Here is a 24,950-nt window from a genome sequence, read left to right as displayed (position 1 = left end):
GTTTGGGGCATTCCGGGCGATCCCCGGGTCGACTTGCCGGGAACCGATAGAAGTGCCCCAAATCACCGAGATGGCTCGCCCTGCCTGCGACCTTTGGCGCACACCCCTGACTTGCGCGTTAACACTGCGTCCATCTTCGCTCTGCATAGTTTTGCATCAATTTTAGAAGACCGCGCTGTCCGGCCACTTCTCGCCATTAGGGCCCCCGCACCATGACATCAGACCGATCTGAAAATGCTGCCGGCCCGGCGGGCCGTTTTACGCTGGCCACCAAGCTCTATGCGATCTTCGCGCTGTTCGCCCTGCTCACCGCGGCGATCGCGATGCTGTCCGACTATAACAGCCGCCGCAGCGCCGAGCTGACCAGCGCGATCGAGACCGCGAATGCGGCCGCGCTGAACGTCGAGCGCGTCAACTCGCTGGTCTATGCGGTGGTGATGGAGTCGCGCGGCGTCTACATGTCGGTCGAACCGGCGGTGGTGAAGAAATACGGCGAGGGCCTGCTCAAGTTCAACGAGCAGATCCTGAATGTGGTGAAAGGCTGGGAGACCATCGTCAAGGCTGACGATGCCGAGCAGTTCGCCACCTTCAAGAAGCGCATCGAGCAGTTCGTCGACTTCCGCAAGGAGCTGGTGCGCCGCGGTGTCGAGATCAATGCGGCCGCTGGTCGTGAATGGGGCGACAACGACGCCAACCGCGCCGTGCGCTCGGCGCTGAACAAGGATCTCGAGGCCCTGTCCAAGGTCTATGCCGGGCGGGCCAAGCAGATCGCGCGCGAGACCGAGACCAACCGCACGCTGTCCTTCGTGCTGACCTGCCTCGGCGGCGTCGCGCTGGCGCTGGTCGTGATCGGCATCATCATCATCGCCCGCTCGATCGCGCGGCCGCTCGCCGCGATCACCGCGGCCATCAAGCAGGTCGCCGACGGCGCCGAGAATGTCGTGGTGCCGCACGCCGGCCGTGCCGACGAGATCGGCGCGCTTGCCCGCGCCATCGAAGTGTTCCAGGACGCGATGGGGCGCAACCGCAACCTCGCCTCGCAGGTCTCGCAGGATTCCGCGGCACGCGAAGAGCGCGCGCGCCACATCGAGCGGTCCGTTGAGGCGTTTCGCGAGGCGATCGGCGCGATCATGCGCGGCCTCAGCGACAACGCCTCGGTCATGCGCGAGACTGCGCAGACCATCACCCGCGTCACTGCGGATGCCAACAGCCGCGCCGGCACGGCGGCGAACGCCACCGAGCAGGCCTCGCACAACGTCACGGCGGTGGCAGGTGCCGCCGAGGAGCTGTCTGCATCCGTCGAAGAGATCGGCCGCCAGGTGCGGCAGTCCGCAAGCGCGGTCGAGCAGACCGGCCAGCGCACCGAGAAATCGATTGCCGAGATCGAGAGCCTCGCCGCCGCCACGCAGCGCATCGACGGCGTGCTGACCCTCATTCAGACCATCGCCGAGCAGACCAATCTGCTCGCGCTCAACGCCACCATCGAGGCTGCGCGTGCCGGCGACGCCGGCCGCGGCTTTGCCGTCGTCGCCCACGAGGTCAAGGCGCTCGCCGGGCAAACCGCGAAGGCGACCGCCGACATCAGCCAGAACGTCGCGATGATCCAGTCCTCCACCCGCAGCGCGGTCGATGCCGTCCGCGAGATCGGCGGCGCGGTGCGCGAGATCAACGAGGTGACCTCTGCGATTGCCGGCGCCGTCGGCCAGCAGGACGCCGCCACCCGCGAGATCTCCTCCAACGCGCAATCGGCCGCCCAAGGCAACGAGACGCTGGTCGCCAACATCACCTCGCTCCGCGATGCCATCGGCGAGACCGACACGGCGGCGACGTCCGTGCTGACGGCTGCAAGCAGCCTGACCGCGACGGCGGACACGCTGTCGCGCGAGGTGGAAAAGTTCTTCCAGAACCTGCGCTCGGACGCGGCGGAGAGCCGCGTCGCGAAGGCGGGTTGATCGCGCGGCCGCCCTGTCCGCGACGCCGGCGATGAGCCTGCCTCCAGCAAAATCGCGAAAACAACCCCATGCACAGTAGACGGGGTGAGCCAAATCAATGGCTTGACCGCCGATCCCGGCCGCTTACGGATTTTACGAAATCCATTTGACGCGTCGGGCAAAACACTGGCATGATGCCATCATGGCGGCGCTGTTTCTGAACCTCACCTCACGCCTCCGGCAGGCAGTTCCTTGATGAACCAGACCAATCGCGTGCTGTTTCTCTGCACGGGCAACTACTATCGAAGCCGCTACGCCGAGGAGATTTTCAACCATCAGGCCGGGCTCGAAGGGTTGGGTTGGCACGCCTTCTCGCGCGCCGTCGCCGAACAACTCTTCCCTGAAAACGTGGGGCCGATGTCGCCCTACACGCTGAATGCCTTGCAAGCGAAAGGCATTGCGCCTGGAGGCGCTGCGCGCGATCCGGTGCTCTGCACTGTCGACGACTTTGCGCAAGCCGCGCTGGTGGTGGCGCTAAAGGACGCCGAGCACCGCCCCATGATCGAGCGCCGCTTTGCCGGTGTCGCCCATCGCGTCGAATACTGGAACGTGGACGATATCGAATTCCTCGATCCGCCAACGGCGCTGGGCAAGATCGATGAGCTGGTTGGGCGGCTGATCGGGAGCCTGCAAGGCCGCTCCCGGTCAACAACGCCCTGCTCCGCCGTCACACCGTCAGCAGCGTCTTGATCGCGCGGCGCTCATCCATCGCCTTGTAGCCTTCGGCCACCTGGTCGATCGGCAGCGTGAGATCGAAGACCTTGCCCGGCTGAATCCGTCCATTGAGCACCCGATCCATGAGATCGGGCAGGAACCGCCGCACTGGAGCAGGACCGCCCAGCATGCGCCGCTGCCCGAAGAACAACGCCTGGCCATCGAAGGTCACGCCATGGGGAACGCCGACATAGCCGATCGTGCCGCCCGGACGCGTGCATTCGAGGGCCTGTGACATGGCTTCCTGCGTACCGACACATTCGAGCACCGAGTCGGCGCCGATGCCCCGGGTCAGTTCCTTGACGCGTGCGATGCCTTCTGCGCCACGCTCGACGACGATATCGGTGGCGCCGAACTCCCGGGCGAGATCCTGCCGCGTCTTGTGGCGACTCATGGCGATGATGCGCTCCGCGCCCATCTCTTTCGCTGCAAGCACGCCCATGAGGCCGACCGCACCGTCGCCGACCACCGCGACCACGGAGCCTTGCTTCACATTCGCGGCGTCCGCGGCGTACCAGCCGGTCCCGAGCACGTCGGAAGTCGCGAGCAGATGCGGGACGAGATCGCGTCCCGGCATCTCCCTGGTCGCGACCAGCGTGCCATCGGCGAGTGCAACGCGCGCGTAAGGGGCCTGCGCGCCCGACATGAACTCACGCTGTTCGCACGACGACTGGAAACCGAATTTGCAATGCGGGCAGGTGTTGTCCGAAAGACAGAACGAGCCGACGACGAACTGGCCAGGCCTGATGGTCCGCACCGCGCTGCCGACTTCAATGACGACGCCGCAATATTCGTGGCCCATATGTGCAGGGCCTTCCTTCGGCTGCAGCCCGCGATAGGGCCAGAGATCGGAACCGCAGATGCAGGTGGCCGACAGCTTGATGATGGCATCGGTCGGCCTGATGATCCTGGGGTCGTCGACCTGCTCGTAGCGGATATCGCCGGGGCCGTGGAGAACGGTTGCCTTCATCGTCATGCTCCTTTGGCGGCGGGTTCGCCGTACTGCTCGTCCGTCACCCGTTCCATCCAGGTGACCGGGCTGCCGTCGAGCGATTCCTGAATCGCGATATGGCTCATCGCGGTCCTTGCAGACGCGCCGTGCCAGTGCTTCTCGCCGGGCTCGAACGAGACCACGTCGCCCGGACGGATGTCCTCGATCGGTCCGCCCCAACGCTGCACGCAGCCGAGGCCCGAGGTCACGATGAGCGTCTGGCCAAACGGATGCGTGTGCCACGCCGTACGCGCACCGGGCTCGAAGGTGACGTGATTGCCGGCGACGCGAGACGGATCGACGGCCGGAAACAAGGAATCGATACGGACCGTACCGGTGAAATATTCCGCCGGAGCCCGGGCCGAGGGCTGCGAGCCTGCTTGCCGGATTTTCATGACATGCCTCCGTTAGGTGGTTGTTGCAGCAATCGGCGCGATCGGGCACAGACGCTCGTTTCGCCCACACTCTCAGGCCGAGAGATGCTGCTCGCGCTGGTCACGACAACACATAGCGCCGCCGGTGGCATTCGATTAGCCGCTATAATTTGCTTGCATTAATCGATATGGGCCATGAATAGTGGCGGCCATGGCAGCTCAGGATTTCAACGATCTGCTGGCTTTCGTGGCCGTCGCCCGCGAGCGGAGCTTCACGAAGGCCGCCGCGAAACTGGGCGTGGTGCAGTCGACGCTCAGCCATACGATCAAGCGCCTGGAATCGCAGATGGGCCTGCGGCTTCTCACGCGCACCACCCGAAGCGTCGGCCTGACCGAAGCCGGCGAACGGCTTCAGCAATCGGTTGCGCCGCGCATCGAGGAGATCGAGCGCGATATCGCCGCGCTGATGTCCCTGCGCGACAAGCCGTCGGGCACCATCCGGATCACGCTCTCGGACCACGCCCTGGAAAAAGCCGTCTGGCCGAAGCTGGCGCCGGTCCTGACGACATATCCCGACATCAAGGTCGAGTTCAGCCTCGACACGGCTTTCCGCAACATCGTCGAGGACGGCTTCGATGCAGGCATCCGCCTCGGCGAAAGCGTCGAGAAAGACATGATCGCGGTGCGCATCGGTCCGGACTGGCGGCTCGTCGCGGTCGCCTCGCCCGCCTATCTGAAACAGCATCCGAAGCCGAAGCATCCGCAGGACCTGCTGAAGCATGTCTGCATCAAGCGGCGCGCAGCGGCCGGCGGTCATTATGTTTGGGAGTTCGCCAAAAACGGTCCCGACCTCCGGGTGCGGGTCGAGGGGCAACTGACCTTCAACGACTCCCGCGCCATGATCGAAGCCGCCGTCAAAGGCTTCGGCATCGCCTATCTTCCCGAAGACATGGTGACGCCGCACGTCCGGTCCGGCGAGCTCGTCATCGTGCTCGACGACTGGTCGCCGAAATTCGACGGGTACTACATCTATTATCCGACCTCGCGGCAGAACTCGGCTGCATTCAAGGTGATCGTCGACGCGCTCCGCTACAACGAATCACGAAGAAGGCGCGCCTAGTCCCGCTTATGCGGGTCTCAAAAACGAAAAGCCCCGGCACGAAGGCCGAGGCTTGCGATGCAGTCCGCGTACATCCGGCGAACCAATCGTCACGTGGAAGACTAGCAACGGATTTTGAACGGATGATGACGGGATGGCGCCGACAAAATGTCGCGCGCGCGGAGCCAGATCACCCGATTCCATCGCGAACATAGGTCTCCGCCCGCTCGAGCAGATGATCGATCGAATCATTTGCGGTATCGAGCACCAAATGGTCGCGATCCCACGGTTCATAATGCCGGCCGACGATGTCGGGCCAGGTCGGCAGCTTGAGGCCGGCGATATCGGATTTGCGCGCTTCGGCGCGCTGACGGTGCAGAGCCACGTCACTGCAGATCACTTCGATCTCGGCGATGCGCGCCGATGATTGCATGGCCGTTTGCCGCCAGCCGTCGCGGCTTGCCCGCACCGGATTGACGCAGTCCGCGACAACCATGCGGCCGAGCCGAAGGTTCTCGGCCGCCAGTGCATTGGCGATGACGTAGCCCATCGGGCCGACATCGTGGCCCGACGCACGCAACGTCTGTTCAATCGCGTCGACGCGGATATAGCTTGCCGCGAGCCGCCTCGTCAGTTCACGCGAAAGCATGGTCTTCCCGGTGCCGGGAAGGCCGCCGAAGACGATGAGAATGGGTTGCTGGCCTGTCATGCCTCATCATCAATCGGTCTGCTGCGGCCTGCAATGGGCGTTCAGCCAACCGGCCCAGGAGTCCAGTCGTCGCCGGACAGCGGCCTGACCGTGACGTCGGGAATGACTCCAAGCTCCATGCTCGGATCGAAATGGCGCATCGTGCGCTCATTGAGATCGATGATGCGACCGGGCCTGAGCGGCCCCACGTCATTGATCTTGACAATGACCTTCTTGCCGACGGCCTCGACGAGCGCAAATTTCGGTCGCGCTCCAAACTGAACCCCGCCAAATTTCTGACGCAAGCTTGTCTTGATCGCGGCTGTCCAGACCTCGGGATCATAACGTTCGCCGGAGGCTGTTCTCGGGCCGCCCTCCTCCTTGCCGGGCTTGAACGGATTATACGTGGATGCAGCGCCAACGATCGTATCTCCACAGGCGGCAACGACGACGGCGCTTGACTGAACCCCAATTGTTTCACTGCGAGCAACGGTCACGGAAACGGCAAGCGTAACCAGGGCGCCGCAAATTGCGGCGCTCGAGCGGAACACCATCAGATCTCCTTTGATTTTCGTGCGGTTCCCGATGCCGCAGAACTTGGCCAAGCGAACGCGTCAGCGTTTTCGAACTTGCGCCAGTCTCTTGCGGATTCGCGCCAACCCCTGGCTGCGGAACCGTCGCAGGAACCTGAGCGGTTCCCGCATCGTGTTGTCGTTATCGCTGTCTAAGACAGGGAATGAGTCAGCAACATGACCCCTGAAGTTATGGGCTTTGATCCCCGGAGTCTTACGCGCTCAGCGCGCGAGAACCTTTGCGTAACGCCCGTGAAAACCGCAATGACGCGGAACTTCAGGACATTTGCATATCGTGGTTTTGCAACAGGAGGCTTTAGTCGCGACTCGTCAAAGCGCGAGATCTCTGCCTCATGGCGTCGTTCTCGAGATGGACGATCCCGTCCGGGGCCGAGCCATCGAGGAATTCAGCGACAAAGGCGCGGCCAATATCGTCCTGCTCGATCGTGCCGAAACGTCCCGGAACAAGACGCCCTAACCAGGCGACGTAATTCGGAGTGTGAACATTGCCTGCGATAATTCCCGGACGGAAAATCGCGAGGCGCTGGAAGCCAATTTTCTGGACGGTCTCTTCCTTGAGGCCCATGACCCGCACATAGCGGATCCTGCTTTTCGCGGTGCTTCCCACAGCCGAGAGCAGAGAAAACCGCGTGATGCCGCCGGCATGGCAACCACGCGCGAAGCCGCCGACGACCCCGATTTCGAGCGCTTTCAGCTCCTCCTCGCTCCACTTCGTGCTGCCTTTGCCGACGCCGACACAGGACGCTCCGTAGACGGGATCACCTTGCGCAACCATGCCTTGCGCAAGCCTGGTCATTTCGGCCGGAAACTGAGGAGATGCCGTATCCAGGACCACCTGCCGCACGCGAGAACCAGCGTTGAGAGATGCCGATCTGCGATTGACCATCACGACTTCAGCGCACGAGCGCTCTGCCGCGAGTGCACGCACCACCGCGTCTCCGACTTGTCCCGTGCCGCCGATGATCAAGACGCGAAATGTCATCTTAAGCCTTCATCGAGGACGCTCGAGCAGGATCCGCCGCCAGGGCGATGGGCATCGCAAGAGCGGGGTGAGAGCCGAGCTTCAGTGTTTACCGACCGCCGGCGGATGCGGCGTCTGGCGGGATTTGCCGAAGCGAAGCTTCGCCGCCTCCCGCCATCGCTGAAACGTCACATACAGCAACGGCACCAGGAAAATGCCGATCGAGCTGGCAGCAAGCATCCCGCCGAACACTGCCGTGCCGACCGCGCGGCGGCTGATTTCGGCGGCTCCAGTTGCGACAACCAGCGGCACCAGGCCGAGAATGAATGCGATCGACGTCATCATCACGGCTCGAAACCGCATTTGCGATCCCAGCACCGCCGCATCCTCCACCGATCGACCGGCTTCACGCTGCTCCTTTGCGAATTCCACGATCAGGATTCCGTTCTTCGCGGCGAGCGCGATCAACACGACGAGCCCGATCTGGCCGTAGAGGTCGAGATTCAGCCCGGAAAGCTTGATCGCCGCATAGGAGCCGAGAACACCCACCACGACGGCCAGCAAGACGGGGACAGGAATCGTCCAACTCTCGTAGAGAGCCACCAGGAAGAGGTATGCGAACAGCACGGCCAATCCGAGGATGATGCCGGTTTGGCCCGACGCGGCCTGCTCCTGATAGGCGGTGCCGGTCCATTCGAAGGAATATCCCGCCGGCAGCGTGGATTTGGAGATTTCCGCCATCGCAGCGATCGCCGTGCCGGAGGACACGCCGGCCGCAGGTCCGCCGTTGATGGTGACCGAGCGGTAGTTGTTGTAACGCGTGATCACCTGCGGCCCGGTCACGATCCTGATGTTCGCGATGGAGCGAATTGGCACCATTTCGCCGGTGCTGTTGCGAACGTAGATTTGCCAGATGTCCGAAATGTCACCGCGATTGGCCGCCTCGCCCTGCACATTGACTTGCCAGGTCCGGCCGAACAAGTTGAAGTTGTTGACATAGACCCCGCCGAGGGTTGCCTGCAACGCCGTGAACACGTCACTCATGTTGAGGCCGAGGGCTTGAGCTTTCGCACGGTCGATGTCGAGATAGATCGAGGGATTGGTCGCGGTGTAGGTCGAGAACACGCGCGTCAGCCGCGGATCGCGGTTGGCCACGCTGATCAAGCCACTCACCACGCTGCCGACGGCCGAAGGATCCTGTCCCTCGAGGGCTTCGAGTTGATATTCGAACCCGCCTGAGGTCGATAGACCGATAATCGGCGGCAAATTGAACGGCAGAATGTTAGCCTGGCGGATTTGTGCGCCTGCGCTGAACGTCCGCCGGATCGTCGCCTGCACCGAATCCGCTGCCGCCTTGCGATCCGCGAACGGCTTCATTCGCGCGACGATGAACGCCGAATTCGGCTGGTTGCCGCCATCGAGCAACGAAAAGCCGACGATCGAGAGCACGTGTTCGATTGCGGGAATCTGCTTGAGCAGCGCCTCGACCTGCTTGGTCACTTCACTGGTACGCGCGACCGACGCTGCGTCGGGCAGTTGCACGGCAATGAAGAACGCGCCCTGGTCCTCCTCGGGCAAGAACCCGGTCGGCGTGACGCGCGACACGCCAAAAATTCCGGCCGCGAACACCAGCACGGCGACAAGCGACAACAGCGCCATGCGCAGCAGGCGGCGCACGATGCCGGCGTAGCGGTCGCGAACCCAATCGATCCCGCCCAGCACGCGCGCCATGACGCCGCGCCGCGGCCCGCTGTGGCGCAGAAACACTGCACAGAGCGCCGGCGACAACGTCAGCGCGTTCAGCGCAGAGATCACCATCGCCGCGCTGATCGTGACCGCGAACTGGCGAAACAACGTTCCCGAGATTCCCGGGATGAACGCAATCGGCACGAACACCGACAACAGCACCAGCGAGATCGCAATGATCGGCGCGGTGATCTGCGCCATCGCTTTTTTAGTGGCTTCGGCGGGCGAAAGATCCGGCTCCTCCTCCATCACGCGCTCGACATTCTCGACGACGACGATCGCATCATCAACCACGATGCCGATGGCGAGCACCATCGCGAGCAGGGAGACCGTGTTGGCCGAATAGCCGAGCGCCAGGAGGACCGCGAAGGCGCCGATCAAGCTGACGGGAACGGCGACCGCCGGAATCACGGTCGCGCGCAAATTACCGAGGAACAGGAACACCACCACCACGACGAGCAGGAAGGCTTCGCCCAGCGTCTTCAGCACTTCCTGGATGGTATCCGTGACAAAGGTCGTGGAATCGTATTGCACGAGGTAGGACAGTCCGGGCGGAAACCGCTCCGACAATCTGGCGAGCGTCGCCTGCACGGCTTTCGCCGTCGTCACCGCATTTGCGCCGGGGGCGAGATAGATGCCCATGGGCACGCCGGCCTGCCCGTCGATCCGGGACTCGCTGTCCATATTTTGCGCGCCGATCTCGACGCGGGCGACATCCTTGATCCGTAATACCGAGCCGTCCGGATTGGCGCGCAGCAGGATATCGCCAAACTGCGCCGAGGTGGTCAGCCGCCCTTGCGTCTGCACGTTGAACTGGAACTGCTGCTCGTCGCTGATCGGGCGGGCCCCGATGCGTCCGACCGGTGCCTGCACGCTCTGTGCGCGGATCGCCGCGATCACGTCCGACGGCGCCAGATTGAGGCTGGTCAGGCGCTGCGTGTCGAACCAGATGCGCATGGAGTAGTTCAGCTTGGCGAACAGCGTCGCCTGGCCGACGCCGGGCGTGCGCGATATCGCATCGAGAACGTTGATGATGGCGTAGTTGGTGATGAACAGCGGATCCTGCTCGCCGCTCTTGCTGTACAGCACGATGAACTGCAGCACCGCCGAGGAGCGTTTCTGCACCGTCAGACCTTGCGCCTGTACCTCGGTCGGCAGTTGCGCGAGAGCGCTCTGCACGCGGTTATTGACATTCACCGTATTGATGTCGGGATCGGTGCCGAGCGCGAACGAGACGGTCAGGGTATAGCTGCCGTCGTTGCCGCTGGTCGACTTCATGTAAAGCATCTTGTCGACGCCGACGACCTGGGCCTCGAGCGGCTGGGCGACGCTCGATTCCACCACCTCGGCGGACGCGCCCGGAAAGTTGGCGCTGACCGTGACCTGCGGCGGCACGATGTCCGGGAACTGCGCCACCGGAATCTGCAACAACGCAAGCGCACCCGCGATCGTGATGACAAAGGCGATCACAATCGCCAAGCGCGGGCGATCGACGAAGACCGACGAAATCATGGATTTGTGCCCGTCGGCTTCGGCCCGAGCCCGCCGGTTTTCTGGCTGCTGCCGCTATCCACGCTCGGGTTCAGGCTCGACTGAAGCAGCGCACTCGCGGGTCCCGGCGCCACCGGCTGGCCGGCCTGCACTCGTTGTAAGCCCTCGACGATCACCTTTTCACCCGCCGACAGCCCACTCGTCACGGATGCAATCGTCGCTGTTGATTGACCAAGCTGAATTCGCCGCTGCTCGGCCTTGTTGTCGGCGGCGAGGACAAAAACATACTCACCCTGCTGATCCGAAAGCACGGCCGAGCGCGGGATCGCTACGACATCGACCGGCTTCACGCCTTCGAGCAGCACGGTGACGAACTCGCCATCGGTCAGCTCGCGCACGGTCAGGCGATCGCCAGACAGACGCGGCAGGGGTGGATTGGGAATCGTACCCCGTAACGTGATCGTGTCGGTGTTCTGCGCGATCGTGTTATTGACAAAGTTGAGCTTGCCCGTCTGTTCATAGAGACGGCCGTCCGTCAGTCGAAGGCGAATCACGACTGCGTTGAAGCCGCCCCGTGGCGCGTAGCGTTCGCGCAGATCCAGCGCTTCGCGGACCGACACCGGAAACGTGACATACATCGGGTCCTGACTGACGATGGTCGTGAGCACGCCAGAACTCGGGCTGACCACGTTGCCGTCAGTGACTGCGGTGCGCCCAATCATGCCGTCGATCGGCGAGCGAATTTCGGTGTAATCGAGATTGATCTGCGACAGGTCGACCTGCGCCTGCGCCGCCTGCACTTGCGCTTCGAGGCTCTCCTGGTTGGCGATTGCAGCGTCATAGGTGGATTGTTGGCCGGCCGGTCCGCTCAGGAGCGTCCTCGCCCGCTCGGTCGTCAACTTGGCGTTGACCAAAGTCGCCTGCAACTGCGCGACCTGCGCCTGCTTCGACTTGAGGTCGGCCTCAAAGGGACCGCGCTCGAGCTTGTAGAGCAGATCGCCGGTCTTGACCTCGGCGCCTTCGACAAAATGGCGCTGCTCCAGAAAGGCGGTGACGCGCGCGACCACGCTCACGCGGTTGGTCGCTTCGACACGTCCCAGGAACTCGCTGGATTGGATGACGGGCCGCTTGGCCGCTTCCATCACGCCGACGGCCGGAGGTCCTGCTGGCCCGACCTGGGCGTCGGCGCTTGCGACCATTCCGAGACCGATGGTCCCCAGCATGACTGCGCCGACCAGGCTGCCGCTCACTGCTTTATCAAGGTGCATGTCCGGTTGCGCCTTCCACTTTATCAGGCCTCGATCCGCTGTCGTGGCGATAGAATGCAATCACATCCATAGCAGGACCGTGGCAGGACGTCGACCGCGCGCCATCCGCGCTCCTCAAGATGAGGAGAGGAGTGGGTTTGACTCAGTGGAACTACCCCGCCATCACTCCGCCGTGCTTGATCAGCTCCTTGCCGACGGCGGCGAGGTGGACCTGGTCGGGGCCGTCGCCGATGCGGATGAAGCGGGCGTAGACATAGGCGCGGGCGAGGAACGTGTCCTGCGAGACGCCGGCCGCGCCGTGGATCTGGATGGCGCGGTCGATGACGCGCGCAGCCATGCTGGGCACCACGATCTTGGCCGCAGCGATCAGGTCGCGCGCGGCCTTGTTGCCTTCGCGGTCCATCCTGTCGGCAGCTTGCAAGGTCAAGAGCCGCGCCTGCGCGATCTCGCAGAAGGAATGCGCGATGTCCTCGCGCACCGAGCCCTGCTCGGCGAGCGGCTTGCCGAAGGCTGTGCGCGAGACCGCGCGCTGGCACATCAATTCCAGCGCGCGCTGGGCGCAGCCGATCAGCCGCATGCAATGATGGATGCGCCCCGGGCCGAGCCGGCCCTGCGCGATCTCGAAGCCGCGGCCCTCGCCGAGCAACATGTTCTCCGCCGGCACGCGAACGTTCTCGTAGACGATCTCGGGATGGCCGACCGGCGCGTCGTCATAACCGTAAGTCAGCATGTCGCGGACGATGCGGACGCCGGGCGTAGCTCTCGGCACCAGGATCATGGATTGCTGGCGATGGCGGTCGGGATCGTCGGGTGCGGTCTTGCCCATCACGATCAGGATCTCGCAATCCTCGTTCATCGCACCCGAGGTGAACCATTTGCGCCCGTTGATGACGTAGTCGTCGCCGTCGCGCTTGATCGCGCACTGGATGTTGGTGGCATCGCTGGAGGCGACCTGCGGCTCGGTCATCGAGAAGCCGGAGCGGATGCGGCCCTCGAGCAGCGGCTTTAGCCAGCGCTCCTGCTGCGCCTTGGTGCCGTAATTGGCCAGCACCTCCATGTTGCCGACATCGGGCGCCGAGCAGTTGAAGACCTCGGGCGCCCAGAGAATGCGGCCCATGATCTCCTTGACGGGCGCGTATTCGAGGTTCGTCAGGCCCGGGCCGTGCTCGCCGGAGAGAAACAGATTCCAGAGTCCCTGCTCGCGCGCCAGCCGCTTCAAATCCTGCAGCACCTGCGGCGTCTTGTAACGCACGGCCTCCGGCTTCACCTGCTCGTAATAGAGCTCCTCGACCGGCTCGACATGCGTCCGCATGAACTGGCGAACGCGCTCCTGCAGCTCCAGCGAACGGGCGGAGTGTTGAAAGTCCATTGTATCCTCCCGTTCGCTTCTCCGCGCGTCAGGTGCCGCGCAGCAGCTCGCTTGCCACGACCCAGTCGTTGCCGTCGAACTGCAGCATATAGCCGTCCTTGATCGGGCGGAAATCCTGCGGCGTGGTGTTGAGCGTGATGCCGGGCAAGAGCAGCGACAGCGGCACGTTCTTCAGGTTCGAGGCCTGAGCCATGATGTTCTCGCGCGTCAGATTGTCGTTGCACTGCTTCAGCACCACCACCAGCGCCTCGGCGACCGTGTAGCCGTAGAGCGCGGCGACGTTGTTGATGTCGGCATTGGGCAGGCGGCGCTTCATGAAGTCGATATAGGCCGACATCGCCGGATCGTCCTTCGGCTCGGCCGTGAACGGTTTCAGCGAGCCGAGCGACAGCACGCCCTTGCCGGCGTCGAGCCCCGCCGGCGCCATCACGGTCGCCTTGTTGGCACAGCCGGAGGCGAGGAAACGCGTCGGCTGCCAGCCGACCTCAAAGGCCTTGCGGATCGCCTGCGCACAGGCGCGCGGCGTCACCGAGTAGATCATGAAAACGTCGGCCTTGGTGTTGGCCAGCGTCAGCACCTGCGAATCGACGGTGGGATCGGTGACTTCGAAGCTCGAGGCCATCGCGATCGCCTTGTCGGCGTCAATGCCGAGCGCTTCCTTGACACCGCGAAGATATTCCTTGCCGGCGTCGTCGTTCTGGTAGAGCACGGCGAAGCGCGCATTCGGGTTCTTGGCGCGGGCATAGGCGACGTCGATGGCGGCCTCGCTGGTGTAGTTCGGCGCCCAGGGCAGCGCCATCGACCACGGCATGTTGGCGGGATCGTTCCACTTCGAGGCCGAGCTGATCAGAAACAGCTGCGGCACCTTGTTGCTGTTGAGATATTTTGCGATCGCCGAGCTCGGCGCGGTGCCCATGGTCGCGAAGATGAAGGCGACGCCGTCGCCCTCGACCAGCCGCCGCGCCGCTTCCATGGTCTTCGGCGGCGAGAACGCGTCGTCGAGCGACAGCAGATTGAGCTTGCGGCCGTTGACGCCGCCCTTCTCGTTGATCTCCTCGAAATAGGCCGTGAGCACCCGCCCGGTGATGCCGAGCGGCGACGCCGGCCCGCTATAAGGCATGGTGTTGCCGATCTTGATCTCGGTGTCGGTGACCCCAGGACCGTAGGATTTTTGTGCGGAGGCAGGCGCGGACAGACAGGCGGCAGCCAGCGCTGCGGCCAGGACCAAAGCGGCTTTCATGGTTTCTCCCCGGAGCTTCATCATCCGCGCGGCGCGTGCGCGTGGCGTGCTGCCTTTTTGTCAGCACGTCAGATCGGCGGAGTTCCGCAAGATGGTCTTGCGTCGAGTTGCTGGTTAATGCCGCCGCCGCAGGCTGAAGCCCAGACTGATCCAGCCGGCGCCTGCCATGATCAGGTCGATGCCGAGGAACAGGCCGAGGATGTAGACGCTGTTGACCGGCCAGCGCGCCAGGATCAACAACCCGAGCAGCAGCGTGATGACTGCAGACAGCGCGACCCAGACCCATGGGCTTTCGCGCTTCATGCTGAAGGCGAGAAACAGCCGCACCGCGCCGGAGGCGAGCAGCGAGGCGCCGAGAAACAGGGTCAGCAGAGCTGCTGCAAACAACGGGTTCTCGAAGGTCAGGAAGCCCGCGATGATGTAGAGCACGCCGAGCAAGGCCCAGAGCACGAACTTACCCCAGCTCTTCATCTGGAAGGCACCGATCACCTCAGTGAACCCTGCGACGATCATCATCGCGCCGACCACGATCACGCTCGCCACCGTCGCCATCACCATGCTGCCGAGCGCGATGAAGCCAGTGACGAGATAGACGACGCCAAGGGCGACGATCCAGCCCCATTTGGCGTGCAGCGCCGCAATGCCTGATCCCAGGCTTGAGGGATGAGGGATATCCGAAGTACTTGTCATGACGACGACTCCTGCATGCGAAGCCCCAGGGCACATCTCAGGATAGCACGGCGCCGGGACGACAGCCAGCAGATCACGCCGGCGGCCATCAGCGTTGATGCAGATCAAGCGCGCGACCGCTCCATCTCGAGCTCGGCCTTGAGACTGTCGAGATCGCGATAAATTGAGGCCACCGCGAGGACGCGGCCGTCCTTGCGGTATTTCAGCAGGCAATCCTTGTCCCCGATGCTGCCGTCGATGGCGATGTCGTCAAAGCTCTCGGCGTGGCCGACATAGTTGATCGGCACGTCGTAGTGCTGGCTCCAGAAGAACGGCACCGCGTCGAAGCGTTCGCGCTTGCCGAGCATGTTGCGCGCCGCCGTCTGGCCCTGGCGCTCGGCGACCACCCAGTGCTCGACGCGGATGCTTTGCCGCGAATGCGGGTCGGGCCAGCGCGCGATATCGCCGGCGGCGAAGATGCCGGCGACGCTGGTCTCGAGATAGTCGCTCACGCTGACGCCATGATCAATCGCCAGCCCCGCCTGCTCGGCCAGCGCAAGGCGCGGCTTGACGCCGATGCCGACCACGACGAGGTCGGCCTCGATCACGCTGCCGCTTTTCAGGGTGGCGCGCGTGCCATCGAGCGTCGTTACGGTGTCCTTGAGGTGGAAATTGACGCCGTTCTCCTCGTGAAGCTTGCGGATGAAATCGCCCATCTCGGCACCGAGCACGCGCTGCATCGGCCGCTCCTCCGGCGCGACCACATGCACCTCGAGCTCGCGCGCGCGAAGCGACGCCGCAACCTCGAGACCAATAAAACTCGCACCGATCACCAGCACCCGCCTGGCGCTGCCGGCAGCCTTGATGATGGCACGGCTGTCGGCGACCGAGCGCACGGTGTGGATGGGCGGCTGGTCGGCGCCGGGGATCTGGAGCTTGATCGGCTCCGCACCGGTTGCGAGCAGCAGGCGGTCGAATGGCAGCTTGTCGCCATTGCCGAGCGTGACGCTGCGCGTCTTCGGATCGATCGCCGCGACGTTGGTGTTGAGGCGGAGATCGATGCCGGCGTCCTGGTAATAGTCCTCGCCGCGCAGCGGCAACCAGTCCTCCGGCGCGGTGCCGGCGAGATAGTCCTTGGACAGGTTGGGACGATCGACCGGCATCGCGCTGTCACTGCTGAGCATGGTGATGGCACCGGCAAATCCCTCGCGGCGAAGCGTCTCGGCCGCCGCAAAGCCGGCCGCACCACCGCCGACAATGACGAATTTTTCCGGCGTCGGCGCGCTGCGATGAGCCATCGAGGGCTTCGGCACCTCGCGTTTACGCCGGACAATGATCCTGTCCCGATCGCGCGTGACGTCCCACACCGCCAGCGCGTTCAGCGCCGGCGGTCGGGTCGCCTCGCCCGTGCGCAACGAGAAGCAGGCATGATGCCAGGGACAGCGGATGGTGTCGCCGACCACCAGCCCTTCGGCGAGCGGACCATGATAGTGGCTGCAGGACGGCTCGATCGCAAAGATCTCGCTGCCGGCCTGCACCAGCAGGACGTCCTCCTCGCCGACATGCCCGAGCAGCTTACTGTCCTTGAACTCGCTCAGCGCCACGCCCCTGGTCAGATCGGGGCCGCTTGGCTTCTTGTCCTCGGTCATGGTCACCTCCCTGGCAGCCTAACGCGCAGCTCAGGATTGGACGACGGCGACAGCGAAAAGTTCCTGCGATCGCGAAAATCAGGATCTTGCGGCTGCCTTGCGCACGTCGATCACAGCCTGGGCCCAATCGGCCGGCCGCTCCTGCGGCAGATTGTGACCGGCGCCGGTGAATACGCGCCGCTCGAAAAAGCCCTCGAACTTGCGCGCATGATGCGCGGTGCCGGAATTGACGCCATCGCTGTCGCCGTCGATCGCAATCGTGGGGACGCGGACCGGCGGTTGCTGGGCGAGCCTTTCCTCGATCCCGGCATAGGCGGGATCGCCTTCGACCAGCGCATAGCGGTGGCGATAGGAATGGATCACGACGTCGACGAAATCAGGGTTCTCGAACGACGCTGCACTCTTCTCGAAGGTCGCGTCGTCGAACTGCCATGTCGGCGACCACATCGCCCAGAGCTGACGGGCAAAGCCGCGGCGGTTGCGCTCCAGCGCACGGCGGCCGCGCTCGTTGTGGAAGAGATATTGATACCACAGCGCCGCTTCTTCCGGCGGCGAGGCCGGCTCCATGGAGCGGGCGATGTTCTGGATATTGTAGGAATTGCCGGAGACCAGCCCCACCACGCGCTCGGGATGCAGCACCGAAACGACGCAAGCCGCGCGCCCGCCCCAGTCATAGCCGCCGACGACGGCGCGCTGGATGCCAAGCGCATCCATGAAGGCGAGCAGATCAGCGCCGAGTGCCGCCTGCTCGCCGGAGCGTAATGTCGAAGCCGAGCGGAAGCGCGTCGGCCCATAACCGCGCAAATACGGCACCAGCACCCGCGCGCCCGCTTGCGCGATCAGCGGCGCGGCCTCGGCATAAGCGTTCACGTCGTAGGGAAAGCCGTGGCCCATGATGCAGGGCCAGCCGTCCGGCGCGCCGTAATCGAGATAGGCGATGTCGAGGATGTCGGTGGTCGCTGTTTTTGGTTGCATGATTGCTCACGGATCTGGTCGCTGTCGTAGCCCGCATGGAGCGCAGCGGAATGCGGGAGCGCCGGAATCCGCGAATCCCGGATTTCTCTGCGCTTCTTCCGGGCTACAAAGACAGGCCCCTATCTCTGCGGCCCGGACAGCGAGATCTCGCGTTCGGCCCGGAACACGTTGCTGTAGAGATTGGCGATCCACTGCCGGCCGATCTCGGTCTTGTTGAGATAGCCGATCTCGGTCTGGATATGCGGTGCGACGCTATTCCAATAGAATTGTGGATAGCGGTTCACGATGTCGGCGGGCGAGTCGTAGCCGAGTTGGCGGTTCATGCCGACCTCCTCGAACTCATAGTAGAGTGCATTGGCCTTGCGCAGATAGTTGGGATCGCCGAGTTGCCCGATGAAGTCGGCGGCGCGCAGGATCGAGGCCTCGTCGTCGTATTCCTGGCCTTCCCGGGCCGGGAAGCGCGTCCCCTCGATGGCGCGGGCGACCCGCTCGCTGTCGACGCCACGGATCGGCGGCAGCCGCCGTCGCACGAAAAGCTTCGACCGGTCAACATGGTACATCATCAGGCTGGCGTCCGAGGCGCCGCGCGGCAGCGACACCTTGGTGCCGGCCTCGTCGATGACGAAACCGTCTTCGTCATCCTCCGCAAACAGCCCGCGGACATAGCCGATATCGTGCGCAAGACAGGCGATCAGAACATGAATGTAGTCGTCGGCATCAATGTGCGCGTGGAGATTGCGGCCAAGCATGATCGCCTGGGCCGCCAGCGTCACCAGCATCGTATGCTCGATATTGTGATAGAGCGCGTCGCTGTTGCCGATGCATTCCATCGCGGTGCGCGTCGAGGCCTCCACCACCCGGGCGTAGGTCTCGTCGTACCTGCGACGCATGAAGGTGCCCAGCAACTTCTCCAGGGATTCAGCCGCCAGTCGCGGTAACGTCATCATGGATGCAGCCCCGTCTGTCGGTGGTGTCCCATGCTAGCTCCTGACGCCTCATACTCGCCTCGACGCAGGCTCAGCATAGCCCAATCTGGGGCGACTGGCCAAATCCGGGAACAAAAATACGTAAATATGATACCGTACCGCCGCGCAGCATCGCGGTTGCGGTCACGGTTCGATGCACTCTACCGCCAGGCCCATGGCGGGCTTCGCAGCCCGGCCAATGGCCGACCGTTAGGCGTCGTTTTGTTGGAAAGAACCTGAGCCTGGCGGCTACCGCGGTCGGGCCTGGGCGCCTGCACCGTGTTGCGGACGGCGGCGTCAACTCCCTCGCGCGAAGCGCGCAAGCATCCCGTCGAACGCGACCTTGATCCTGCGGATGTACAGGTCCTTGTAAGGAAATTCCGGATTCTGGTCGTGCACCAGCATGGAGGCGTTGACCTCGAACACGACGAGATGGCCATGCCGGTCGAGCCCGCAATCGATGCCGAAATAGTCGAGGCCGATGCGATCGCGAATGACTCGCAACGCCTGATAATGGGCCGCCCCGAAGACCTGCTCGGGCGCGCGCAGAAAACGCTCCTCCTCGTCCTGCATCCAGGCGTGATGCGCCATGTCGGTGGCATCGCGATGGAGCTTCCAGTCGTCTCCGATCGCCAGATGATAAGGCAGGATCTCCTCGCCGATGAACAAGAACCGGTATTTGCGAAAGAAGCCGTCGGCAGAGCGATAGTCGATATAGTCGATCACGTAGCGGTCATGGTCGGCATGAGCCGCGAGGAACGCGATCAGTGCCGCGACGTCGTCAAGCTTCTCGAAGACGTCGCCGCCATGCATCCCGGCCTGGCGCGCCAGCAGCGGAAAGACAAGTTCGAGGCCGTCGGGAAGCCCCTCGCCGGCCGCGATGCGGATCGTGCGCGGCACTCGGCAGCCCTCGACGTCGGCGAGTGCCAAAGCCGTGGCGTCGCGCGTGGTGTTCTGGATTTTTGCGGGATCATTGACGACCGGCTTGCCAAGGCTTCCTGCGATCGCGGCGGCGAGCGGAAGCACCTCCGCACCCTGGTCGGCATCGGAGACGAGGTTGACCACGACATCCGCCTCGTGCGCCAGAAGCGCGACATCCGGCTGGCTGCCGGGCAGCAGCGACAGGATGCTGGTCTGATAGGCGCAATCCCTGAAGAGGAATTCGACCGGCGTGTTGCCGACGAAGGGCGCAAACAGCGTCAGCGCCCGAAATGCCGGAGGCGATTTGGTCGCTTGCCTGCGCAGGATCGGATGCACTTGCGCGGCGTGGGCGTAGGCGACCTGGGCCGCCTCCAGTTCGCCGCGCGCCTGACGGATCGCCCCGACCCAGTAGAAATTCTCGGCCTGTTCGGGAGCGAGCGCCACGGCCCGCTCGAACTGCAGCGCAGCCTCCTCCGTCTCGCCAAGCTCGAAGCAGACCTTTCCGAGCTGGTTGCGGAGGTCGGCATCCTCCGGCGTCTCCTCGAGCAATTCGAGCAGAAGGGTCCGCGCGATTGCGAACTGCCTGGTCGCGACCAGCGCCTGGACCAGATTCGTGCGTGACGGCCGATGGCCCGGATTGCGCCGCAGAGCCTCCAGGTAAAGCGAAATCGCGTCCTGCGCCTGGCCACTGCGTTGATGAACGATGCCGAGATTGCACCAGCAGGCGACGAGATGCGGCGCGATGCGCAAGGCCGCCTTGTAGTGCTCGCCCGCAGACGCGATGTCGTCGCAGAGCATGAAGGCGTTGGCGAGAGCGGCGTGCAGATCGGCGACACAATCGACCGCCGCACCGATCGACGCCGTGGCCGCGCGCGCGAGCCCGGCCTGAAACACTGCGATCGCGGACCTGATCTCGCCGCGCCGGTAGTGCTCGCGCCCCGCGCGCAGCATGTCGGATATGGTCGGCGTGCCGGCAGGAGGCAGCGCGAGGGCCATCGAGGGTGACGTCATGTTCTCTCCGGAGGTGACGCCGTGAAGGTGACACCATGCAAATTGATCGCCGGCGCGATGCCGTAGTGGTTACCGCCGAAGGCGCGCATGCGGCGCCACAGCTCGTCCCTGGAAATGTCCAGCGGGATGTCGCAAGCGTCCTTGTATCTGCGGCGCGTATTGGTGCGGCCGCTCCAGGACAACGCACAGCGCGGCGTCAGCGACGTCTCGCGTGCCAAAGGCTCCGCCCACACTTCGAACAATTGCAGCAGGTGCGCATAGGCGAGTTCGCCGAGCCCCATGAGAGTGCAGGCCTGTGGAATCGGGAACGAGACGACGTCGAGGATCGCGCCGGAATCGACCCGCTCGGCCATAGCGTGAAAGGTCACGCCGAACGCATCTGCGCGGTCATAGAGCGCGAAATGGGCCGGAGCCCAGCCAGGATAGTTCGGCGGCCCCGGATGAAAATTGTAGGCGCCATGGCCGAAGCGTGCGAGCAGGTCGGCCGGCACGATGGCGCCGGACGCGAAGGCGACAAGCCGGGCCTTGCGGAGAGAAGCGGGCTCGATCCTGCGAAGCCGCTCGATCCCCGACACCGGCCAGATCGTCAGATCCGGCCTGAAACTTCGCAAGATCCGCGACAGCGCCACCTGTTCGGCGGCGTCCGTCAGCAATGCAAGTCCCTCGACCATCGCCTCGGCTTCAGCAGCGTTGAAAGTGAGCCAATATGTCGCGGGATAGCGTTAACAGCGTGTTAATGAACGGCCGTTCGCCACACTGGGGAAACACCCCGAAACAAATTTCCCGCACTTGGATGTAGTCGTTGCCGTGGCGGGAGCGGTGAAACTACGGGTCACTCCACCAGCAGCACGTCCACCGCCACGCCAAGCTTCTGCTTCGGCGAGCCGACGATGATGCCGTCCACGGGGGATACATCGGAGAAGTCGCGTGCAACCGCCAGCACGATGTGGTCGTTGGCGACCAGGAGATCGTTGGTCGGATCGAAGTCGATCCAGCCGAGCTCCGCCCCGCACCACAGCGACACCCAGGCATGCGTCGCGTCCGCGCCCTGCAAGCGCGGCTGCCCCGCGGGCGGAATGGTGCGCAGATATCCGCTGACATAGGCGGCCGGCAGACCGAGCCCGCGCAGGCCCGCGATCATCACATGGGCAAAGTCCTGGCAAACGCCGTGGCGCTTGTCGAACACCTCGTTGAGCGGTGTCGAGATCACGGTGGCCTTGGGGTCGTAGCGAAACTCGGTGCGGATGCGATGCATGAGATCGACTGCGCCAGCGAGGATACAGGCGCCCGGCGCAAAGCTCTCTGAAGCATAGGCGCTGACGGGACGCAGCACCGGTACCAGCGGGCTCGCAAAGACATAACCGACCGGCGAGGACGGCCCGAGACTTGTCGCTTCAAATGCGATGTCGCGGATGCTCTCCCAGGACGGGCTCGCGGCATCGCGCGCCGGTGGCTTCCGCTCGACGGAGACGCGCGAGCGCGAGTCGATGCGCAAATTGCGATGCGCGGCCTCGATCACGATGCTCTCGGTCAGCGTGCCGAAGAAATCGCGGCGGACGTGGCGCTCGGACGGACGCGGACGGATCTCGACCTTGTGCGAAATCAGCTCCTGGCCGTTGCCGTCCTTCGGCTCAAGCCGCAACGTGCAGCGGGCGAAGCTGACCGGGCTCTCGTACTCGTAAGTTGTGACGTGCCTTATGTCGTAGATCACGCCAGCCCCGTCAGCTTCTCCGGCCGGCTCGCATTGGTGCCGTGCGGGAAGTAATGCAGCCCGATCGCCTCGGCGAGGCTGAGCAGATCCTGCTCCAGCGCGAACAGCGTCTTGACCTCGAGCTTCTCGGCTTCGGCGGTCGCCAGCATGGACTGCACCGCCACCGCAAGCCGCTGCGGCTGCTCGATCAGGCCGTGCTCCTTCAGGCTGGGAAGTGCGGCGATATGCTCGTTCAGTGTCGTCACCTGGAACGCCACCGAGCGCGGATTGTAGGGATCGAGCACGGCAAGGTCGCGCACCGGCGCCAGGATCGGCGCCAGCAGATAGCGCGAGCGATAGGTGATCTGGGAATCCACCAGCGTCAGCAGGATGTCGAGATCCTCGTCGCCGGCCTCATCATAAGCAAACTGCCGCGCAAAACGCGCCGTGTTGATGGCGCGCTCCGTGCGGCGCCCGATATCGAGGAAGCGCCAGCCGGCGGCGCGGTTCATGTTCTCCTGCGCCAGGCCGGCGAAGCTCGCAAGCTCCTGCAAGGTCAGCTCGGCCGCGCTCAGCACGCTGTCGTCGTCCTCGACCTCGTAGGAGAGCCGATCGGCCATCTCGGTGATGACCTGCCAGGCATCGGGCGACAGCCGCTCGCGCAACGAGGTCGCGGTGCGCTGCGCCGACCGTACCAGCGACAGCGCCGAGCCGAAACGCGCCTCGCTCTGCAAGGCTTCGGCGACGATGCGCCCCGGTGCCGCGCGCGAGGTCTGCGAGATCGCGCCCCAGGTCACCAGCAGGCGCTGGATCCGTTCGGTCGATTGCAGCGAGGCCGCAGTGCCCTTGTTGGGCCCACTCGGCGAGCCCAGCGCACGGACCAGCCGCAGCGTCGCTTCGGCGCGTTCGAGATAGCGACCGAGCCAGAACAGATTGTCGGCTGCGCGGCTCGGCAGCACGCCGGCTATGCGGCGAATACGGACCTTGTCGGTCGCCGGCAGCAGCGACGCGGTCGGGACCTTCTTGTCCGAGACCACCCAGACGTCGGCGGCATGCGCGCCGTCGCCCATCGACACCGCGCGCGCATCCGCCTGCTCCGCGATGCGGCAGAAGCCGCCGGGCATGATGGCCCAGCCGTCCGGCGTTGCGGCGGCAAATACGCGCAGCACGAAGGGACGCGGCGTGAGCTGCCCCTGCTCCCACACCGGCATGGTGGAGAGACGCACCACCTCCTGGCCGACATAATCCATGCCGCGCGCGCTGATGGCGTCGACCAGGCGCTGATGCCCGGCGGCGTCGAGCTCGCTCGCCAGCACCGGGCCGTTGCTGTCGAAGCCGGGAACGCCGCGGCGGTAAGCGCCTTCGATCGCGACCTCATCGAGCCGCGACAGCACCTCGTCGCGCGCCGAGCGCTGGCCGCACCACCAGGTCGCGATGTGCGGCATCTTCAGCTCTTCGCCGAGCAGGCGGCGGCTCAAGGCCGGCAGGAAGCCGAGCAGCGCCCGCGCCTCCAGCACGCCCGAGCCCGGCATGTTGGCGACGACGACGCCGTCCTTGCGCAGCACGTCGATCAGGCCGGGCACGCCGAGATGCGAGGAGGCGTCGAGCTCGAGCGGATCGAGCGAGTTGGAATCCACACGACGCAAGAGCACGTCGAGGCGCTTGAGGCCTGCGACGGTCCGGATGTGGATGCGATTGTCGCTGACGGCGAGATCGTCGCCTTCGACCAGCAGGAAGCCGAGATAGCGCGCCAGCGTCGCGTGCTCGAAATAGGTCTCGCTGAAGCTACCGGGCGAGAGCACGCCGATCCGCGGCTCGTCGCGATCGGCCCGCGCGCGAAGGCTATCGCGAAACGCCTCGAAGAACGGTGCAACGCGCGGCACGTTCATCGACTTGTAGAGATCGGAGAAGGCGCGCGAGAGCACCAGGCGGTTCTCCAGCGCATAGCCCGCGCCAGATGGCGCCTGCGTGCGGTCGCCAAGCACCCACCAGCGGCCGTCGGGCCCGCGGCCGACATCGGCGGCATAGAGCGAGAGGTAGCGCCCGCCCGGCGGCGGCACGCCGCAGACTGGACGAAGATATTCGGGGCTGCCGGCGATCGCGCCCGCAGGCAGCGCGCCTTCCGCGACCAGCCGCCCCTCGCCATAGATGTCGCGCAGCACGAGCTCCAAAAGCTCAGCGCGCTGGGTGATGCCGGCGGAGAGCTGCTTCCAGTCGGCCTCGTCGATCAGCAGCGGCAGATGGCTGAGCGACCACGGCCGGTCGGCGCTGTCGCCGGGGGCGCGGTAGGTGACGCCGGCCTCGCGGAGATGGCGGTCGGCCATGCCGAAGCGCCGCTCGACCTCGTCGGGCGCGAGCGCGCCGAAGGCATCGAAGAAGCGGCTCCAGACCGCGCGCGGGGCGCCGTCAGGCCCCAGGAATTCGTCGGGGGTGCCAGGCAGGCGACGATAATCGCGGACCCATTGCGCGAGGCGGCGCTGGCCTTCGCGCTGACCTTGCGCCTTACCTGCCTTGTCGTCCTGTGCTGCGCCCTCGCCCATGCGCC

Annotated in this window: 20 protein-coding genes; 3 read left to right on the top strand and 17 right to left on the bottom strand. The window is 64.6% G+C overall.

The genetic code is table 11. The features are described from left to right. Positions 1–212: 212 nt before the first annotated feature. Entirely contained in the window at positions 213–1,952 is a 1,740-nt protein-coding gene (locus tag ACLFLU_RS14290; RefSeq protein ID WP_426412811.1) for a methyl-accepting chemotaxis protein, read from the top strand. 234 nt (positions 1,953–2,186) lie between these two features. Beyond that, positions 2,187–2,681 (top strand): low molecular weight phosphatase family protein, encoded by a 495-nt coding sequence (locus ACLFLU_RS14285; RefSeq protein WP_426412810.1) that lies wholly within the window; start codon positions 2,187–2,189, stop codon positions 2,679–2,681. On the opposite strand, the gene ACLFLU_RS14280 is transcribed toward ACLFLU_RS14285, so the two are convergent. Both ACLFLU_RS14280 and ACLFLU_RS14275 read right to left on the bottom strand, forming a co-directional pair. Next, complete coding sequence (locus tag ACLFLU_RS14280; RefSeq protein ID WP_426412809.1) at positions 2,659–3,675, bottom strand: zinc-dependent alcohol dehydrogenase family protein; 1,017 nt, start codon at positions 3,673–3,675, stop codon at positions 2,659–2,661. The two genes, ACLFLU_RS14285 and ACLFLU_RS14280, sit on opposite strands and share 23 nt — an antisense overlap. Positions 3,676–3,677: 2 nt before the next feature. Beyond that, a complete protein-coding gene (locus ACLFLU_RS14275) occupies positions 3,678–4,091 on the bottom strand; it encodes a (R)-mandelonitrile lyase (protein WP_426412808.1) in 414 nt (137 codons plus the stop codon). Between the two features lie 190 nt (positions 4,092–4,281). Here ACLFLU_RS14275 and ACLFLU_RS14270 point away from each other — a divergent pair, with 190 nt between their 5' ends. Next, positions 4,282–5,190 carry a LysR family transcriptional regulator gene (locus ACLFLU_RS14270; RefSeq protein ID WP_426412807.1) on the top strand — a complete coding sequence of 303 codons (909 nt, stop codon included), beginning with the start codon at positions 4,282–4,284 and terminating at the stop codon, positions 5,188–5,190. A 169-nt stretch (positions 5,191–5,359) separates the two neighbouring features. Here ACLFLU_RS14270 and ACLFLU_RS14265 read toward each other — a convergent pair whose 3' ends face one another. The 15 genes from ACLFLU_RS14265 to ACLFLU_RS14195 all read right to left on the bottom strand — a co-directional run bounded on the left by ACLFLU_RS14265 (position 5,360) and on the right by ACLFLU_RS14195 (position 24,945). Then, positions 5,360–5,878: an AAA family ATPase gene (locus tag ACLFLU_RS14265; RefSeq protein ID WP_426412806.1), complete on the bottom strand. Its 519-nt coding sequence runs from the start codon at positions 5,876–5,878 to the stop codon at positions 5,360–5,362. Positions 5,879–5,919: 41 nt separating this feature from the next. Beyond that, the gene (locus ACLFLU_RS14260; protein ID WP_426413990.1) at positions 5,920–6,411 is read right to left on the bottom strand and encodes a septal ring lytic transglycosylase RlpA family protein; all 492 of its coding nucleotides are present in this window, start codon (positions 6,409–6,411) and stop codon (positions 5,920–5,922) included. 334 nt (positions 6,412–6,745) lie between these two features. Next, positions 6,746–7,432 carry a hypothetical protein gene (locus ACLFLU_RS14255; protein ID WP_426412805.1) on the bottom strand — a complete coding sequence of 229 codons (687 nt, stop codon included), beginning with the start codon at positions 7,430–7,432 and terminating at the stop codon, positions 6,746–6,748. Positions 7,433–7,513: 81 nt separating this feature from the next. Then, positions 7,514–10,669, bottom strand: coding sequence for an efflux RND transporter permease subunit (locus ACLFLU_RS14250; RefSeq protein WP_426412804.1), 3,156 nt, complete (start codon positions 10,667–10,669; stop codon positions 7,514–7,516). Further along, positions 10,666–11,916 carry an efflux RND transporter periplasmic adaptor subunit gene (locus ACLFLU_RS14245; protein ID WP_426412803.1) on the bottom strand — a complete coding sequence of 417 codons (1,251 nt, stop codon included), beginning with the start codon at positions 11,914–11,916 and terminating at the stop codon, positions 10,666–10,668. The genes ACLFLU_RS14250 and ACLFLU_RS14245 overlap by 4 nt, the downstream gene beginning before the upstream one ends. 151 nt (positions 11,917–12,067) lie before the next feature. Then, positions 12,068–13,285 (bottom strand): acyl-CoA dehydrogenase family protein, encoded by a 1,218-nt coding sequence (locus ACLFLU_RS14240; RefSeq protein ID WP_426412802.1) that lies wholly within the window; start codon positions 13,283–13,285, stop codon positions 12,068–12,070. Positions 13,286–13,313: 28 nt separating this feature from the next. Beyond that, positions 13,314–14,525 (bottom strand): ABC transporter substrate-binding protein, encoded by a 1,212-nt coding sequence (locus ACLFLU_RS14235; RefSeq protein ID WP_426412801.1) that lies wholly within the window; start codon positions 14,523–14,525, stop codon positions 13,314–13,316. Between the two features lie 114 nt (positions 14,526–14,639). Next, entirely contained in the window at positions 14,640–15,215 is a 576-nt protein-coding gene (locus ACLFLU_RS14230) for an HdeD family acid-resistance protein (RefSeq protein WP_426412800.1), read from the bottom strand. A gap of 104 nt (positions 15,216–15,319) precedes the next feature. Beyond that, positions 15,320–16,843: an FAD-dependent oxidoreductase gene (locus ACLFLU_RS14225; protein ID WP_426412799.1), complete on the bottom strand. Its 1,524-nt coding sequence runs from the start codon at positions 16,841–16,843 to the stop codon at positions 15,320–15,322. 78 nt (positions 16,844–16,921) lie between these two features. Then, a complete protein-coding gene (locus ACLFLU_RS14220; RefSeq protein ID WP_426412798.1) occupies positions 16,922–17,818 on the bottom strand; it encodes an alpha/beta fold hydrolase in 897 nt (298 codons plus the stop codon). A 119-nt stretch (positions 17,819–17,937) separates the two neighbouring features. After that, positions 17,938–18,765: a metal-dependent phosphohydrolase gene (locus tag ACLFLU_RS14215; RefSeq protein ID WP_426412797.1), complete on the bottom strand. Its 828-nt coding sequence runs from the start codon at positions 18,763–18,765 to the stop codon at positions 17,938–17,940. Between the two features lie 315 nt (positions 18,766–19,080). Continuing rightward, positions 19,081–20,715: a tetratricopeptide repeat protein gene (locus ACLFLU_RS14210; protein ID WP_426412796.1), complete on the bottom strand. Its 1,635-nt coding sequence runs from the start codon at positions 20,713–20,715 to the stop codon at positions 19,081–19,083. Next, a complete protein-coding gene (locus tag ACLFLU_RS14205; protein ID WP_426412795.1) occupies positions 20,712–21,386 on the bottom strand; it encodes a formyltransferase family protein in 675 nt (224 codons plus the stop codon). Before ACLFLU_RS14205 ends, ACLFLU_RS14210 begins: the two co-directional genes overlap by 4 nt. Positions 21,387–21,547: 161 nt before the next feature. Next, positions 21,548–22,426 (bottom strand): transglutaminase family protein, encoded by an 879-nt coding sequence (locus ACLFLU_RS14200; protein ID WP_426412794.1) that lies wholly within the window; start codon positions 22,424–22,426, stop codon positions 21,548–21,550. Next, entirely contained in the window at positions 22,423–24,945 is a 2,523-nt protein-coding gene (locus ACLFLU_RS14195) for a circularly permuted type 2 ATP-grasp protein (protein ID WP_426412793.1), read from the bottom strand. The genes ACLFLU_RS14200 and ACLFLU_RS14195 overlap by 4 nt, the downstream gene beginning before the upstream one ends. Positions 24,946–24,950 lie beyond the last annotated feature (5 nt).

Origin of the sequence: Bradyrhizobium ganzhouense (assembly GCF_049949285.1) — a bacterium.
GTDB classification, from domain to species: Bacteria; Pseudomonadota; Alphaproteobacteria; order Rhizobiales; family Xanthobacteraceae; genus Bradyrhizobium; species Bradyrhizobium ganzhouense.
Note: the sequence above shows the minus strand (reverse complement) of the source record. Positions and strands in the feature narration are given on the sequence as shown.

Bases quoted from the DNA above. Each gene is read 5' to 3' on its own strand.
- ACLFLU_RS14250 (WP_426412804.1), bottom strand. From the start codon at position 10,669: ATGATTTCGTCGGTCTTCGTCGATCGCCCGCGCTTGGCGATTGTGATC.
- ACLFLU_RS14245 (WP_426412803.1), bottom strand. From the start codon at position 11,916: ATGCACCTTGATAAAGCAGTGAGCGGCAGCCTGGTCGGCGCAGTCATG.
- ACLFLU_RS14195 (WP_426412793.1), bottom strand. From the start codon at position 24,945: ATGGGCGAGGGCGCAGCACAGGACGACAAGGCAGGTAAGGCGCAAGGT.
- ACLFLU_RS14255 (WP_426412805.1), bottom strand. From the start codon at position 7,432: ATGACATTTCGCGTCTTGATCATCGGCGGCACGGGACAAGTCGGAGAC.
- ACLFLU_RS14225 (WP_426412799.1), bottom strand. From the start codon at position 16,843: ATGACCGAGGACAAGAAGCCAAGCGGCCCCGATCTGACCAGGGGCGTG.
- ACLFLU_RS14285 (WP_426412810.1), top strand. From the start codon at position 2,187: ATGAACCAGACCAATCGCGTGCTGTTTCTCTGCACGGGCAACTACTAT.
- ACLFLU_RS14235 (WP_426412801.1), bottom strand. From the start codon at position 14,525: ATGAAAGCCGCTTTGGTCCTGGCCGCAGCGCTGGCTGCCGCCTGTCTG.
- ACLFLU_RS14230 (WP_426412800.1), bottom strand. From the start codon at position 15,215: ATGACAAGTACTTCGGATATCCCTCATCCCTCAAGCCTGGGATCAGGC.
- ACLFLU_RS14280 (WP_426412809.1), bottom strand. From the start codon at position 3,675: ATGAAGGCAACCGTTCTCCACGGCCCCGGCGATATCCGCTACGAGCAG.
- ACLFLU_RS14220 (WP_426412798.1), bottom strand. From the start codon at position 17,818: ATGCAACCAAAAACAGCGACCACCGACATCCTCGACATCGCCTATCTC.
- ACLFLU_RS14270 (WP_426412807.1), top strand. From the start codon at position 4,282: ATGGCAGCTCAGGATTTCAACGATCTGCTGGCTTTCGTGGCCGTCGCC.
- ACLFLU_RS14290 (WP_426412811.1), top strand. From the start codon at position 213: ATGACATCAGACCGATCTGAAAATGCTGCCGGCCCGGCGGGCCGTTTT.
- ACLFLU_RS14265 (WP_426412806.1), bottom strand. From the start codon at position 5,878: ATGACAGGCCAGCAACCCATTCTCATCGTCTTCGGCGGCCTTCCCGGC.
- ACLFLU_RS14215 (WP_426412797.1), bottom strand. From the start codon at position 18,765: ATGATGACGTTACCGCGACTGGCGGCTGAATCCCTGGAGAAGTTGCTG.
- ACLFLU_RS14275 (WP_426412808.1), bottom strand. From the start codon at position 4,091: ATGAAAATCCGGCAAGCAGGCTCGCAGCCCTCGGCCCGGGCTCCGGCG.
- ACLFLU_RS14260 (WP_426413990.1), bottom strand. From the start codon at position 6,411: ATGGTGTTCCGCTCGAGCGCCGCAATTTGCGGCGCCCTGGTTACGCTT.
- ACLFLU_RS14210 (WP_426412796.1), bottom strand. From the start codon at position 20,715: ATGACGTCACCCTCGATGGCCCTCGCGCTGCCTCCTGCCGGCACGCCG.
- ACLFLU_RS14240 (WP_426412802.1), bottom strand. From the start codon at position 13,285: ATGGACTTTCAACACTCCGCCCGTTCGCTGGAGCTGCAGGAGCGCGTT.
- ACLFLU_RS14205 (WP_426412795.1), bottom strand. From the start codon at position 21,386: ATGGTCGAGGGACTTGCATTGCTGACGGACGCCGCCGAACAGGTGGCG.